Source organism: Chryseobacterium sp. GQ58 (assembly GCF_059758895.1).
Window position 1 is genome coordinate 484,376 of sequence record NZ_JCAXEH010000001.1, and the last position, 15,320, is coordinate 499,695.

The window sequence follows — 15,320 nt, forward strand, 5'->3', positions numbered from 1 at the left end:
TTTTTAAATGTTTGTTTTTATTATTTCCAAAACAGATTTTAAAGTGTTTTCTGAAGAAGTAAAAATTTTGTTTTGGGTGTATTTTTTTAATTCATTTGAGGTTGTTTGCCCTATTGAGAAAATTTTCATTTCGTCAAAAGAGTTTCTCCTTGCAAAGCTACGAACTCCGCTCGGACTAAAAAAAACGGCAGCATGATATTTTTCAGTTATCATCGGATTGATCTCTTCAGTTGTATAAACGGGCACTTTTTTATAATTAATATTTTCAAGCGGAAAACCTTTATCTAAAACATCCAAAGCAATGTTTCCGCAGAAATGGATAAATTTTTCGTGTGGACATTTGTCGATAATAAACTTGGAAAGCGCATCGGCATTATTTAAAACTTTAAAAGTTCCGAAACCGTTTTTTCTTAACTCTCTTTTGGCTTTTTCGCCTACACAATAAATTTTGTTGTAATTCTTCTGAACGAAATCTTCGTTGGGTTTAAAGTTGTTTTTAAAAAAAGAAATAACTCCGTTTATGCTTGTGAAAATTAAAGAATAGTTTTTTAAATTAAAAGGCTTTACTGCGAGCGGATGGATTTTTATTACTTCCACACAATCAATCTTAATATCCTCTCCCAACTTTTCAGAAACATAATCTTGGTCTATGTTTTTGGTAAATAAAATTTTCATTAGCTTGTGTTTTTTAAATTAATTTATCATCTAAATCTTATCAATCAAGGCTTTTTTACAAAAGTACGAATTCATTTGTAGAATACCCAATATGCTATTTTTTAGATGATTGAAAGCTTTACAGTATTATCTTTTTGAATAAAAGGTCAGGATTTAGCATGAAATATATTTATCAACATAAAAAAGCAGGTAAATCATAAAATTGATATACCTGCCGAGTATGTTTTCATGATTTTCTTTTTTATTCTTTTAAAAATTTTTTGCTGAAACTTTTACCGTTAGCCAATTCTATATGAAGCAGATAAGCGCCGGGAATGAGCCAGGAAGTAGAAATATTTCCACTCCATTCTGATTGTGGAACGGTCCCGATAAGATCACCATTCATGGCATAAATCTGAATATTCCGAATGTTTTTAGACTGGGATTCACACAAATCCAACCTTATATATTCTTTAGCAGGATTGGGAAATATTTTGATTTCTTCTTCCAAGCATGTTTCTTCGGAAAGAGTCAATGTTTTTGTGCTATTGTTGAATATTCGTAAAATGTTATCATTGCCCAAAGAGATTAGTTCTAAATCACTGTCGTTATCAAGATCTGTCAAAAGTAATCCATGCCCGTATTTTTCAATATCTTTGGTTCCCATATCCAACGTAAGCCTGCTGAAATTTCCATTGATGTTCAAAGGGTCTTTTATTACTTCTAAATTGTTTTGACTTGGAAGCATCCACGATCTGTTGTGGGTTACTAAATCTTCTTCACCGTCGTTGTCAACGTCTCCCCAAACTGCTTTTTGAAGAAAATAACCCAAAAAATCTCCACCAATGGAAGGTCCTGCAAGGTTGGAAAATGTTCCAAAATGAGGGGTTTGGACCTCTGAATAGGCACCTTTTACATTTTTGTCACCCATATCATCTAAAAAAAGAAGATCTTTATAAGTGTCACTGTTTATATCTTTGATCCAGTATGTATATCGTTCATTTCCAGTGTCGTTCATGTCATGAGGAACGATTTGGATTTCTGCTGTAAAGCTTTTATCTGCATTCTGTGCCCAGCTGTTCATTCTTGCCCCACCAACTCCTCGGTGATGAGAAAAACTGATTACGTCAAGACGATTGTCTCTGTTAACATCAACAATAAAAAAAACAGGATTGAAGCCATAATCTTCCTGAAAAGATGCATTGCCAATACCTACAAAACTCGATTTATTAAAAACATTTCCTGTATTTTCAAAAATATGTAAGGCAACTCTTGCGCCGGATCCTGAACTTATATTGACAATATCTAAATCTCCATCCTGATCAAAATCGCTAAATTTTCCTTTGGCACCATGCGTTCCGGTAGGTAAATCATGTGCTAAAGTAAAAGTAAAGTTGCCATTTCCGTTGTACAGCCGCATGCCGTTTCCCCAAAAGTCAGCAACCAATATATCTGTAAAACCATCCTCATTGTAATCGGCAGTATCACATATAAAAGACGAGTTTCCGGGGTGGACAAAGGTTGTGGTTAAAAGAGTAAGATTACCCGAGCTATCACCTGAAAAAAATAAAGGTTTAGAATTAAATTCTATATAACCTGATTGATTCATTGCTAAATCCCCATCCACAACTACGTCCATATTGCCGTCATTGTTGAAGTCTGCAGCAATCATCTCTGCCGGTTTATCGGCTGGCAAGTTTCTTTGAAAAGGAACTTCAGTAATATTGTTGATGCTGTATTGTGCATAAAACTGTCCGGCTAATAAGACGGATGTTAAAAGTAAAATTTTATTCATATTCATTAATGTTTGGCTATTTAATGTTTAATTAGCTAAATTAGTAATAAATATTACTCGATATAAAATTTTATTGATAAAATTCTTTATTAATATGCTTTTAGTTTTTCTTTTTTATGTTTCAAGATGATCTTTAAAGGTTTATTTTATTCATGAAAAAGCTTTATCGACTTTTTTACCGTAAATAATAGGATCGTGTTTGGATTAATATTTGAAAATTAAATTTGAGTCTTTATCTCGGTCATCAATTCTCTTCCGCCATTTTCTAAAACGATATTGGCAAATTTTTTCCCGAAATTTTCCTGATCATTATATTCAAAATTTTCATCAATGGCGATATAGTTTTTGCCGTCAAGTGAGCAAAGAGCTCCTTTGAAGCGGATCTGATTTTCAATTTTTTCTGCAAAAGCGCCAATCGGAGCCGTACAACCGCCTTCTAAAGTGCTCAGGAAATTCCTTTCAATTTCCACACAAATCTGAGTTTGCTTATGATTGATTTGGCTTACGATTTCGTTGATCTCTTTTTTATCAGAATGCCCAGCAATTGTGATTACACCTTGCGAAGCCGCAGGAATCATCACCGGAAGCATTTCGTAATTGATATCCATATTCATCCTTTTGATGCCGGCTAACGATAAAATAGTTGCATCAAAATTTTGCTCTTCCAGTTTTTGAAGTCGTGTCTGAATATTTCCGCGAATATCAAAAAATTCGGTATCAGGATAATGTTTTAGCCAAAAAGCTCTTCTTCTTAAGCTGCTTGTTGCCAACTTCAGCTCATGGAAGTCTTTGTTTTCAGCAGATTCTCTTCTTATCAGCACATCTTGCGGATAATCTCTTTCTAGATGGGCGATGAGCTCTATATTTTCGGGAAGTTGAGTGGGCACATCTTTTAAAGAATGTACGGCAATATCTATTTCGTCATTCAGTAATGCGATGTCAAGATCTCTTGTAAAAACGCCTGTGATTCCTAAAGAATACAAAGGTTGATTCAGATTTTTATCTCCCGAAGAAACGATCGGGACAATATCTGTAAGATAATTTCTGTTTTGTAAATGCCTTGCAACTTCTCTGGCCTGCCAAAGCGCAAGTGCCGAATTTCGGGTTCCTATCCTAATGCTTTTCATTGAATTCGTTGTTTGGTTGTTCAACTAAAATTTCGTGCATTAATTTACTAATTTCTTCGGCTTTTTGAGGATTATCGATGATATATTTTGCAAAACGGTTGGTAATTTTCTGAATCATTTTATCAGAAAGCTCCATGTCGTTGATATTGATGTACTTATTTTTTCTGTAAAAATTGTGCATTTCGTTGCGTTCCATGTTTTTTAAGACCGCCTTGAAGTGATGAATGTTGGGCGCCAGCTTTCTCTTTTTTTCCCATTCAAGGAAGTCTTTCGTCATTTCCTTGATTATTTTTTCGGCTTTCGGGATCTCTTTTTCTCTTTGCTGAATGGTTTCCTGAATCTGTTTTGACAATTCATCAACATCAATCAAAGTGACGTTTTCGATTTCAGAAACATTTTTTTCGACATTATTTGGGATCGAAAGATCGATCACCAAAGTTTCTTTTCCGTTTGGAAAATGAGATTTGTTGACAATCGGTGTTCTTGCTCCTGTTGCAACAATCAATATGTCTGTATTTTTTAATTCCTTATCAAAATTAGCGTAATCGATATTTGGGATGTTGTATTTTTCAGAAATTTTTGCGGCCTTTTCCTGAGTTCTGTTGGCAATTTTTATTTTAGGCTGATAAACATGTTTTACTAAATTTTCAACCGTATTTTGACCAATTTCTCCAACTCCGAGAAGCAAAATGTTTTTTTCGGTAATTCTTTTCTGATTATTTAAAATATAATGTACCGCGGCATAAGAAACAGAAGCTGCACCGTTTGATATTGCTGTTTCGTTTTTTATTTTTTTTGAAATCTGAATTGCAGAATTAATTGCTCTTTCCAAAAAAGGATTTGAGTTTTTTCTTTCTTTTTTAAATCTTGCGTATGCTTTTTTGATCTGCCCGATAATTTCAAAATCACCGATAATCTGGCTTTCTAAACCTGCGGCCACTCTGAAAAGATGCTGCAGCGCTTCTTCCATCGTCAGAATATTGGCAAACTGAAGAAAATCCGACAAATTGACGCCGATTGTTTTACAGTATTCTTCAGCGATCAAAAGATAATTGGTGGTCGTGGTGTAGATTTCTGTCCTGTTGCAGGTAGAGACCACAAATGCATCCCCTAAATTTTCATCGTGAATCCGGGTGACAAAATTTTTGATATTCTCATCAAAAAAAGCGAATTTTCCTCTTGTTTCAACATCTGCCTTTTCAAAACTGATAGAAAGTACAGCGAAATTTGACGTCTGATGTATATTAGAATACTGTATCATAAGCAATCGCAAATTTACAGTTTTTTTACATAAGGTTCCTGTGAAACTGTATATGATAATTATCGTGAAAAGCTATAAATTATAATTTAGATTACATTAGATTTTAAAGCAAATAATATGTATTAAATGAAAATATAAATTTTAATAAAATTTTAACCAAATTAATATACAACATACTGTTCATTAGTACTGTTTAATTTATATCTTTGTACCATAAATCTGGACAAAATTATGAGTATATTCGATATGTTTACGCAAGAGATTGCGATAGACCTGGGAACTGCCAACACGCTTATCATACACAATAACAAAATTGTTATTGACCAACCTTCAATTGTTGCAATTGAACGATCAACTGGTAAGCCGATTGCTGTAGGTGAACAGGCTAAACATATGCAGGGTAAAACTCACGAAGATATCAAAACAATCCGTCCTTTGAAAGATGGCGTGATTGCAGATTTTCATGCTTCTGAGCACATGATCAAGGAGTTTATTAAAAAGATTCCCGGAATCAAAGGAAGATTCATTCAACCTGCTTTAAGAATTGTAATCTGTATTCCGTCCGGTATTACAGAAGTTGAAAAAAGAGCGGTAAGAGATTCTGCTCAGAAAGTAAACGCAAAAGAAGTAAGACTGATTTATGAGCCAATGGCTGCTGCAATAGGAGTTGGGATTGATGTACAAAAACCTGAAGGTAATATGATCATCGATATAGGTGGCGGTACGACAGAAATTGCTGTCGTTGCTTTGGGAGGTATTGTTTGCGATAAATCTGTAAAAATTGCAGGTGACGTATTTACCAATGATATTGCTTATTTCCTGAGAACACATCACAATTTATATATCGGAGAAAGAACTGCTGAAAGAGTGAAAATAGAGGTTGGTTCTGCGGTTGAAGATCTTGATGTTGATATCGACGATATTCCGGTACAGGGTAGAGACCTTATTACAGGAAAACCAAAAGAAATAATGGTTGGCTATAAGGAAATTGCCCGTGCTCTTGACAAATCGATCATCAGAATTGAAGATTCTGTAATGGAAACACTTTCTCTTACTCCTCCGGAGTTGGCTGCCGATATTTACAAAACAGGTATTTATCTTGCAGGTGGCGGTGCTTTGTTGAGAGGCTTAGCAGACAGACTTCACAAGAAAACAGGACTTCCTGTATTTGTGGCAGAAGATCCTTTAAGAGCTGTTGTTAGAGGAACGGGAATCGCACTTAAGAATATGGATAAATTCAATTTCTTAATCAAATAATTTTAACTTTTTACGACTTTTTATCTGAATGGGATTTTTGCTGAGATTATTTTCGAAGAATGCTCTTTTTGTCTTCTTTATTTTCCTGCAAAGTATTGCTCTTGTTTTGATATTCTCTAAAAACGCGATGCAACGATCTTGGCTTGCGGGTCAGACGGCTGCTTTTAATTCTTGGGTTTCCGGATATATTGATGAAGGAGTTTCTTATCTTAAGCTAAAACAAATCAATGAAGATCTTGTTGCACAGAATAAAGCTTTAATGACTCAGCTTTACGGAAAAGAAGGAGTAAAAAAACCTGTTTTCAGAAAAGTGCATGATACTTTGGGCGGTGGCCAGATCTATACTTTTGTAGATGGCGAAATTGTTTTTAACAGCATCAACCGCAGAAATAATTATTTTACAATCAACCGCGGAAAGCGAGACGGAGTATTTCCTCAAATGGGCGTAATGGCTCCAAAAGGAATTGCAGGTATCGTGATCAATTCTACCGACAGCTATGCATTGGTACAATCTGTTTTGAGTGTAAATAAAATCAGAATCAATGCCGCTTTGAAAAATTCAGGTTATTTTGGGACTTTGACATGGAGAGGTGATAATTCCCGCGTGATGCACTTGGCGGACGTGCCAAAATATGTTTCGATAAAAGTGGGTGACAGCGTTGTAACCGACGGAAAATCAGCTATTTTCCCAAAAGGAGTAATGATCGGGACGGTTGCAGGATATACAGTGGATAATAAAACAGGTTTTTGGGATATTTCTGTTGAGCTAAGCGAAAAAATGGGGGCTTTAAGTAAAGTTTATGTTGTGAAAAACCTCAAAAAAGCGGAAGTTCAGAAAATCAGCGATACCTTACAGGCTGTAATAAAAAAAGAAGAATGATTAGCAGGACGTTATTTACAGATCTTTTGATCATGATTTTTCTTGTTGCATTACAAATATTTGTTTTGAACAGGATCACGCTTTTCGGAAAATATACGCCGGTTTTGTATCCTGTTTTTGTCATGTTTTATCCTTTTTTCAGAAATAAATATCAGTTTTTAGCTTTAAGTTTTTTGATAGGTTTGGCGATTGATACTTTTTTACATTCCGGCGGTATTAATGCTTTTGCCACCACTTTGATTGCTTATTACAGAACACTGATTTTCAGATCTTCCACAGATACATCGACCGATTTCTTTTCTTTTCAGTCTTTGCAATGGTCGCAGTTTTTGCTGTTTCTTTTTTCTAGTATTTTTCTGCATCAGCTTTTTGTGCAGTATATCGAGTTTTTCAAATTCAGCAGAATTTTTGAAATCTTGCTTAATGTGTTGGTAACTAGTGTAATTTCCTTTATATTTATCATTGTTTACGCATTAATATTTAAAATCAAACAAAAAGTTTGAACACACGCTATTTAAAAATCTTTTCCGTTCTTGTCATCATTGCTTTGATTTTCATTGCAAGACTTTCTTATTTACAGTTGTTTACAGACCGTTATGCGCTTAATGCGGCCAATACTTCCATTAAAACAGAATATGTAATTCCCCAAAGAGGAGTTATTTTCGACCGAAACGGAAAAATTCTGGTTGGAAATCAGCCGGCTTACGAAATTTCTTTTACTCATGCGCTGATGAAGCCCGATTTTGATACCGTTGGATTTTGTAATTTAATGAAGATTGATAAAAAAGATTTCATTAAAAGAATCAACGATATTAAAAAAGAAAAATATTATTCCAGGCTCACGCCAATGACTTTCATTAAAGACCTCAGCAGAGAAGATATTGCAAGAGTTCAGGAAATTATATTCAAATATCCGGCTTTCAGCATTGTTCAGCGTCCGCAAAGACAGTACGAAGTTTCTACGTCAGGAAATCTTTTGGGATATACAAGCGAAGTCAATGACAGAGAAATTAAAAAAGATTCCACATATTATCTTCCCGGTGACCTGATAGGTAAAACAGGTGTGGAAAAAGCTTATGAAAAAGAGCTTCGAGGGATTAAAGGAATAAAATACATTCAGAAAGACATCAAACTGCGAAATGTTGGCCCTTATAAAGAAGGAAGTTTAGACCGCGATGTTGTTACGGGAAAAGATATTACTTTGACGATCGATTATGATTTGCAGCGAATGGCAGAAGAAATGCTCGTCAACAAGCATGGAGCCATTGTAGCAATAGATCCCAATAATGGTGAAGTTTTAGTGGCTGCAACAGGACCGGATATTGATCCGAATCTTTTTACCGGACCCAATAAATCAAAAAACTTATACGCATTATCAAAAGATACCATTTACGAAAATAAACCAACCTTCGACAGATCTTTGCAGGCTGCTTATCCGCCGGGTTCTACATTTAAATTGTTGACTGCTTTGGCTGCAATGCAAATGGGTGTGATGGATGAAAATACTATTTTCCCTTGTGGTGGCGGATTTTATTACAAAGGTAAACGGATTAAAGGGCATGGTGGTGCGGATCCATTGATTCCGTCAATTCAGGTTTCCAGTAACTGTTTTTTTACATATGCATTTATTGCGATAATTAAAAAATATCCTGGAAATCCATCAAAAGGAGTTGATGAATGGAAAAAAATAATGAGCAGTTTCGGTGTTGGAGAATATTTGAATAATGATTTTGCAGTTGGTGCAAAAGGTAGGATACCTTCTGGGGATTTTTATGAAAGAAGATTTAAAGCAATAATTAAAGCAAACGGTTCTTCGAAGAAAGATTATAAAAACTGGGATGAAATGTCAACAGGCGCCATTTACAATGGAATGGGGCAGGGTGATGTGATGGTGACACCTTTGCAACTGGCAAATTATGTGGCAGCGATTGCCAACAAAGGCTGGTATTACACGCCACATATCGTAAAATCTATTGACGGAAAGCCAAATCCCGACCCTAGATTTAAAGTAAAACATAAAACTTTAGTTGATCCTAAGCATTTTGGGCCAGTTTTAAAAGGTATGGAAGCTGTGGTTTTGGCAGGAACCGCAAGAGGCTTAAAATCAAACGATTTTACTCAATTGGCAAAAACAGGAACAGCGCAGGTTCCACAGGGAAAGGATAATTCAATTTTTGTTTTGGTAGCTCCTGCCGATAAACCTAAAATTGTAGTGGTCGCCGTCATGGAACATGCTGGATTTGGTGCAACATGGGCTGGCCCCGCTTGTACGGTTATTGCTGAAAAATATATTACCGGAGACGTAAAAAGGGAACATCTTTACAAAAAAATGGTGACTTCGAGCTTTATGCCTGAATATAAAAGACAATGGGTCGCCGATCTGAAACGCAAAGGTTTGTATGTAGAGCCAGATAAAGATTCTATTAAGCGTAAAAGAATTCAGGATAGTCTGAATTTAATTAAAAAAGCAAAAGAAAGACTAAAGAATTCTACAAAAGCTGAAACCAATAAAACCAAGAAACCATGAAGTGGACGGAAGGATTAGACAAATTAGGACTTGGCTTATATTTTTTGCTGTGCATTTTTGCCATAGCCAACATTTACAGTGTAGATGAAGGTTTAGGAAAAAAACAGTTGATATTTTTCGGGATTTCTTTATTTGTTGGTTTATTAATATTCTTTAGCCGTAGCAAGTTTTTCGAAAATATGTCTGCCATTATTTATATTGGCGGAGTTTTGTTATTGATTGGGCTTTTCCCTTTCGGGACGGAGATTTTAGGACAAAGAAACTGGTACAAATTCGGAGGTTTTACGATGCAGCCTGTAGAATTTTCAAAAATAGGAACGGCATTGATGCTTGCCAATTATGTTTCCGGACCGGATTTTAATTTGAAAAACAGAAAATCATTTTTAACTACTTTAGCTATTGTGGGAGTTCCTGCAGTTGTCGTTTTGGCAATTCCGGATGTTGGTTCATTATTGGTTTTTACAGCGTTTTTTATTGCTTTGTACCGAGAAGGCTTGAGCGGATGGTTGTTTGGCGTAGGATTCCTTTTTGCGGGTGTATTTTTGATTTCTTTGGCGGTAAATCCGATTTTTGTAGTAATTGGAATTGTTCTCATTGCAGCAATTTTAATTTTTTTAAATTATTACAAAATGAGCTGGGATGTGATTTCAATTTCAAGTATTGCAGGATCAATCATATTGTTGTGTGGATTAGCTTTTGCGACGCCTTATGTCTTAGAAAAAATGCCAAAACACCAGAGAGAAAGAATCGAAGTTTTATACAAAGGTGAAAAGGCTTTCAGAGATACTTCCGGATACAACTTATTATATTCTAAAACCGCAATCGGGTCCGGAGGATTAACAGGAAAAGGCTATCGTGAAGGTTCCGTTACACAAGGGAAATTCGTTCCCGAGCAGGAAACCGACTATATTTTTTGCACCGTTGGTGAAGAATGGGGCTTTTTAGGAAGTTCAATATTGGTACTTTGCTACATGATCTTCATCGGAAGGATTTATTATCTCGCCGAACAGCAGAAATCTACTTTTAACCGAGTTTTCGGATATTCGTTTGCGTCAATATTGCTGATGCACTTTTCTATCAATTTAGGAATGGTTATGGGCTTGTTTCCAACGGTTGGGATTCCGTTACCATTTTTCAGTTATGGAGGAAGTTCTTTACTTGCCTTTTCGATTATGACTTTTATTTTCTTTAAGCTAAATTACGCAGATAAAAACAGCTTGGTTTAAATTTGGAAGAGGAAATTCAAGGCTTGAAGTTAAAAACATTCCCTTACTTCTAAAATTAAAATCTACTTAATCTGAAATCGACGAGACAATAATAATCATGAATGAAACTTACATTTTAGATCAAAACTACGAAAATACAGATTTCATCAAATCTCCTTTATCTAAAGGTGAATACGAAAGCTGCAACTTTAAAAACTGTAATTTTGAATATGCAGATTTGTCTCAATTCAAATTTACCGATTGCGAGTTTGTAGAATGTAATTTAAGCATGACAAAACTTATCGGAGCCGCATTCCGTGATGTTGTTTTTAAAGGATGCAAAATGTTTGGGATGCCTTTTGACGACTGCAATCAATTTGGTCTGTCATTTCGTTTTGATGAATGTTCGTTGGATAATTCTGCCTTTTATAAAACAGCAATCAGGAAAACCAATTTTAAATATTCAAAGCTCATTGAAGTTGATTTTACCGAATGCGACCTTTCGTATGCAGTATTTTCCAATTGTGATCTTTCCGGAGCCATTTTTGAAAATACGAATCTTGAAAAAGCAGATTTGAGAACGTCTTTCAATTATTCAATAAACCCGGACACAAACAAGCTTAAGAAGACAAAATTTTCTCTTTCTGAAATTGATGGACTCTTGCGTCAGTATGATATAGAAATTGATAAAAACAGCTGATTCTTTTAGCCTAAAAAAGACTGCATTGCAGTCTTCAATCAAATTATTCTTTAGTTCAATGGCTGTCCAATAGAACAATCACTGTGAACAAAAACCTTACTCTTACAGCATTGCGGTAGTTGATGGTAAGCTTCACAAGATTGTGGCATTCCTGGCCCGTACGGGCCAGGCGGGCAGCTTGGGCAATAACCGCTTCCCTGAATGTTTTTAAGATCTTTTCTTGATAATTTTTTCATAACAAATAGTTTTAATAATTACGTCATTATTGACAGACCTTAAGATACAAAAAATATTCAATGTTACTTTTTTAAAAGAAATTTGACGAAATGTTTACAAAAAATTAAAGCCATCAGAATTCTGATGGCTTCATTTATCTAAATCAATTATTTAAGTTTATAAACTAGTCGCTAAGTTATTCATGTTTTCAGTGTTTTCGCTGATCACTCTTTTTGCAAATCTGTATCTTGGTCCCCAATAAGAATCATTCAGTGAAGAGATCATTACGCCTTTTGAAGTAGCTGCATGGATGAATTTGATTTCTCCTTCTTCCGTTACATCTTCTACAATTCCTACATGAGAAATTCTTTTTCCTTGTGAGAAGAAAATAAGATCTCCTTTCTGAAGGTTTTCTTTTTCTATTCTTTCACCTTGCTGTGCTTGAGAAGCTGCTACTCTTGGCAATGTAAGTCCCGCTGCTGCTCCAAAAACCGATAATACAAAAGCTGAACAGTCGATTCCTTTTCTTGTCATTCCTCCGTATCTGTACGGCGTTCCAAGATAAGTTTCTGCTTCTGTCAAGATATTATCAATTGTCTTATTATATTTGATCGCTTTTGCGATTTCAGAATTTTTTAAAGAATTTTTAGCATTAGATATAGCAAGCGCCTTTTCAGAGATAAAAGAGTTGATTAGCAACTTTTTATCGTTTTCCATTTTAGTATCAATGGCGGCAAGTTTGGCATCTGTTTTGTATTCTTTAGCATAAGTTGCCGGTTTTGAGACTACGTAATTAGTAACGCAAGATTGTAGTGATATTGTAGAAACGAAAGCAACTAAATAAAACAAAACTCTTTTCTTCATATATATTTGATTATCGTGTTAAAAAGGTATATTTATTTCTCTAAAGCATTACAAAAGTAGATATTCCTTCCAAAAGTGTCCCGATATGATTATTATCAGGTTCTTTATTTAACACATTTTAACATATAAATTAGGTATGTTAAAAAAAAACAAACCGCTACGTCCCTTTTTTGGTGATTGAGCGGTTTTTTTTATTAAGATTTTTTAACAGAAAAACAATCTTTTTAATTGTAAATCTTTGAAATTGTATCATTCCAGATTAAGGGCAAAAAATTCCCTGAAATAATTCAGGGAATTTATGTATGTAAAATGTCTGCAAATTATCTTGTAAACAACAGTTCTCTGTATTTTGTCATTGGCCAAAGTTCATCGTCTACCATCATCTCAAGATCATCGGATGCTTCTCTGATTCCATCGAATAAGGGGATTACTTTGTTGCAATAATCTTCTGCCTGCTTTTGGCTGTCAGACACTGCTTTTGCGTCTTGTCTGGCTTTCATAAGATTTTCAACACCTAATTTTATTTTAGAAATATTTTCAGAAATCTGAGTAATTAAGCTGATTTGCTCTTTTGCTAAAGTTTTAAATTCCTTATCTCCGAAGATTTCTTTAAGGCCTTTTACGTTTTCAATCAATCTGTTTTGATAGTTTAAAGCGGAAGGAATAATGTGGTTTCTTGCGATATCACTCAAAACTCTTGCTTCAATATCAATAACGGTTGAATATTTCTCTAATTTGATTTCGTTTCTTGCCTCAACTTCTCTGTGATTGAATATTCCGATTTCTTCATAAAGATCAAGGAATTTCTGATTCATTTCCTGCTTCAAAGCTTCAGGAGTCGTTTTCCAGTTATTCAAACCTCTTACTTCAGCTTCTTTTGCCCAATCGTCAGAATATCCGTCACCTTCAAACATAATGTTTTTACACTGCTTGATATACTCTCTTAAAACATTGAATATCGCTTCATCCTTTTTAAGGCCGTTTTCTATTAAAGCATCAACTTCTTTTTTGAAATCGTTTAATTGTTTTGCAGCGATTGTATTCATAACGGTCATTGATTCTGCACAGTTTGCAGAAGAACCAACCGCTCTGATTTCGAATTTATTTCCTGTAAATGCAAATGGCGAAGTTCTGTTTCTATCTGTATTATCCAATAAGATTTCAGGAATTTTACCAACGACGTTTAGTTTTAAATCTGTTTTTTCGTCCGGTGAAAGCTTCCCTTCCGTTACTTTTTCAAGCTCTTCCAAAACTCTGAAAAGCTGGCTTCCGATAAATACGGAAATAATTGCCGGCGGCGCTTCGTTGGCTCCCAATCTGTGGTCGTTACTTGCCGAAGCAATGCTTGCTCTCAAAAGATCTGCATATTCATGAACAGCCTTAATTGCATTCACGAAGAAAGTTAAAAACTGTAAGTTTTTCTTAGGATTTTTCCCCGGGCTTAATAGGTTTTCACCTGTATTGGTTGCCAAAGACCAGTTGTTGTGCTTTCCGCTTCCGTTTACTCCCGCGAATGGCTTTTCGTGGAATAAAATATGAAAATGGTGTCTGTGAGCGATTCTTGCCATAACGTCCATCAACAAAGAATTGTGGTCAACAGCAACGTTTACTTCTTCAAACATTGGTGCAAGCTCAAATTGATTTGGAGCTACTTCGTTGTGTCTTGTCGTTACAGGAATCCCCAATTTCATACATTCGATTTCCAACTCTTTCATGAAATTCATTACTCTTGTAGGAATAGAACCAAAATAATGGTCATCCAATTGTTGTCCTTTTGCAGGAGAATGGCCCAATAATGTTTTACCTGTTAAAACTAAATCCGGACGAGATTGATACAATGCAGAATCAACCAGAAAATATTCTTGCTCCCAACCTAAAGTAGGAGTTACTTTTGTTACATTTTTGTCAAAATACTGCATTACGTTTGTTGCAGCTTCATCTACAGCGTTCAAAGCTCTTAAAAGTGGCGCCTTGTAATCTAAAGTTTCACCTGTATAAGAGATAAAAATAGAAGGAATACACAAAGTAGTTCCCATAATGAAGGCTGGAGAAGTTGGATCCCAAGCGGTATAACCTCTTGCTTCGAAAGTGTTTCTGATTCCGCCGTTCGGGAAAGAAGAAGCATCCGGCTCTTGCTGAATCAGCATCCCGCCGCTAAATCTTTCAATGGCTCTTCCGCCTTCGATTGGTGTGAAGAAAGAATCGTGCTTTTCGGCAGTACTTCCTGTCAAAGGCTGAAACCAGTGAGTATAATGAGTAACACCTTTGCTCATTGCCCAGTCTTTCATAGCAACTGCTACCTGATCTGCAATGTGTCTTTGGATTTTAGTTCCTTTTTTCATCGCATCCAAAATAGATTGGAACGCTTCTTTCGTTAAATATTCTCTCATTGTTTCTTCTGAGAAAACATTCTGACAGAATAACTCTGATAATTTCACAGGAACTTCAATAGAATTATCTTTTCTAAAGTCCTTGAATGGTAAGGTTTCTAAAGCTTTGAATCTTAAAGTTGACATATTGGTGTAATATTTATGGGGCAAAGTTACAAAAAAAACGAATTGAAAACTTTTTTACCCTAAAAATTTAGGGGTGATTTTGTTTTTAAATGAATTTCAAAAAAAGATTTAGTTCTTGGAAGGGGCGAATTGAGTTTAAAGTTAGAATTGAAGGTTAAAACTGTTGAGAATATCTCTATATTATATAATTGTTCTTCTGTCATTCTGAATGGAACGAAGTAGAGTGAAGAATCTAAAGCATGGATAAGATTCTTCCTTCGTCAGAATGACAAAAACAACTTTTTAGTAACATTATATCAATATTCACAAATTTATTTA

13 protein-coding genes are annotated in these 15,320 nt (G+C 35.1%); 6 read left to right on the top strand and 7 right to left on the bottom strand.

What is annotated here, in order from left to right; genetic code table 11:
* Positions 1-3: 3 nt before the first annotated feature.
* The 4 genes from AC6CHK_RS02295 to hemA form a co-directional block, all read right to left on the bottom strand.
* Entirely contained in the window at positions 4-675 is a 672-nt protein-coding gene (locus AC6CHK_RS02295) for a uroporphyrinogen-III synthase (protein ID WP_498093161.1), read from the bottom strand.
* A gap of 241 nt (positions 676-916) precedes the next feature.
* Positions 917-2,449 carry an FG-GAP-like repeat-containing protein gene (locus AC6CHK_RS02300; protein WP_498093163.1) on the bottom strand — a complete coding sequence of 511 codons (1,533 nt, stop codon included), beginning with the start codon at positions 2,447-2,449 and terminating at the stop codon, positions 917-919.
* A gap of 218 nt (positions 2,450-2,667) precedes the next feature.
* The gene (gene hemC, locus AC6CHK_RS02305; protein WP_498093165.1) at positions 2,668-3,576 is read right to left on the bottom strand and encodes a hydroxymethylbilane synthase; all 909 of its coding nucleotides are present in this window, start codon (positions 3,574-3,576) and stop codon (positions 2,668-2,670) included.
* On the bottom strand, positions 3,563-4,837 hold the full coding sequence (gene hemA / locus AC6CHK_RS02310) for a glutamyl-tRNA reductase (protein WP_498093166.1): 1,275 nt from the start codon (positions 4,835-4,837) through the stop codon (positions 3,563-3,565). Before hemA ends, hemC begins: the two co-directional genes overlap by 14 nt.
* A 231-nt stretch (positions 4,838-5,068) precedes the next feature.
* On the opposite strand from hemA, the gene AC6CHK_RS02315 reads away from it, so the two are divergent.
* The 6 genes from AC6CHK_RS02315 to AC6CHK_RS02340 all read left to right on the top strand — a co-directional run bounded on the left by AC6CHK_RS02315 (position 5,069) and on the right by AC6CHK_RS02340 (position 11,406).
* A complete protein-coding gene (locus AC6CHK_RS02315; RefSeq protein WP_498093168.1) occupies positions 5,069-6,094 on the top strand; it encodes a rod shape-determining protein in 1,026 nt (341 codons plus the stop codon).
* Between the two features lie 28 nt (positions 6,095-6,122).
* Positions 6,123-6,974: a rod shape-determining protein MreC gene (gene mreC / locus AC6CHK_RS02320; RefSeq protein WP_498093170.1), complete on the top strand. Its 852-nt coding sequence runs from the start codon at positions 6,123-6,125 to the stop codon at positions 6,972-6,974.
* Positions 6,971-7,477 carry a rod shape-determining protein MreD gene (locus AC6CHK_RS02325; protein ID WP_498093172.1) on the top strand — a complete coding sequence of 169 codons (507 nt, stop codon included), beginning with the start codon at positions 6,971-6,973 and terminating at the stop codon, positions 7,475-7,477. The genes mreC and AC6CHK_RS02325 overlap by 4 nt, the downstream gene beginning before the upstream one ends.
* Entirely contained in the window at positions 7,474-9,501 is a 2,028-nt protein-coding gene (locus tag AC6CHK_RS02330) for a penicillin-binding transpeptidase domain-containing protein (RefSeq protein WP_498093174.1), read from the top strand. The genes AC6CHK_RS02325 and AC6CHK_RS02330 overlap by 4 nt, the downstream gene beginning before the upstream one ends.
* Positions 9,498-10,727, top strand: a complete 1,230-nt coding sequence (gene rodA / locus AC6CHK_RS02335) for a rod shape-determining protein RodA (RefSeq protein ID WP_498093176.1) — start codon at positions 9,498-9,500, stop codon at positions 10,725-10,727. Before AC6CHK_RS02330 ends, rodA begins: the two co-directional genes overlap by 4 nt.
* Before the next feature lie 97 nt (positions 10,728-10,824).
* A complete protein-coding gene (locus tag AC6CHK_RS02340; RefSeq protein ID WP_498093178.1) occupies positions 10,825-11,406 on the top strand; it encodes a pentapeptide repeat-containing protein in 582 nt (193 codons plus the stop codon).
* 50 nt (positions 11,407-11,456) lie between these two features.
* On the opposite strand, the gene AC6CHK_RS02345 is transcribed toward AC6CHK_RS02340, so the two are convergent.
* The 3 genes from AC6CHK_RS02345 to AC6CHK_RS02355 form a co-directional block, all read right to left on the bottom strand.
* Positions 11,457-11,642, bottom strand: a complete 186-nt coding sequence (locus AC6CHK_RS02345) for a bacteriocin-like protein (RefSeq protein ID WP_498093180.1) — start codon at positions 11,640-11,642, stop codon at positions 11,457-11,459.
* Between the two features lie 157 nt (positions 11,643-11,799).
* Entirely contained in the window at positions 11,800-12,486 is a 687-nt protein-coding gene (locus tag AC6CHK_RS02350; RefSeq protein WP_498093182.1) for a C40 family peptidase, read from the bottom strand.
* 320 nt (positions 12,487-12,806) lie between these two features.
* Entirely contained in the window at positions 12,807-15,002 is a 2,196-nt protein-coding gene (locus AC6CHK_RS02355) for a glutamine synthetase III family protein (protein WP_498093184.1), read from the bottom strand.
* Between the last annotated feature and the right edge of the window lie 318 nt (positions 15,003-15,320).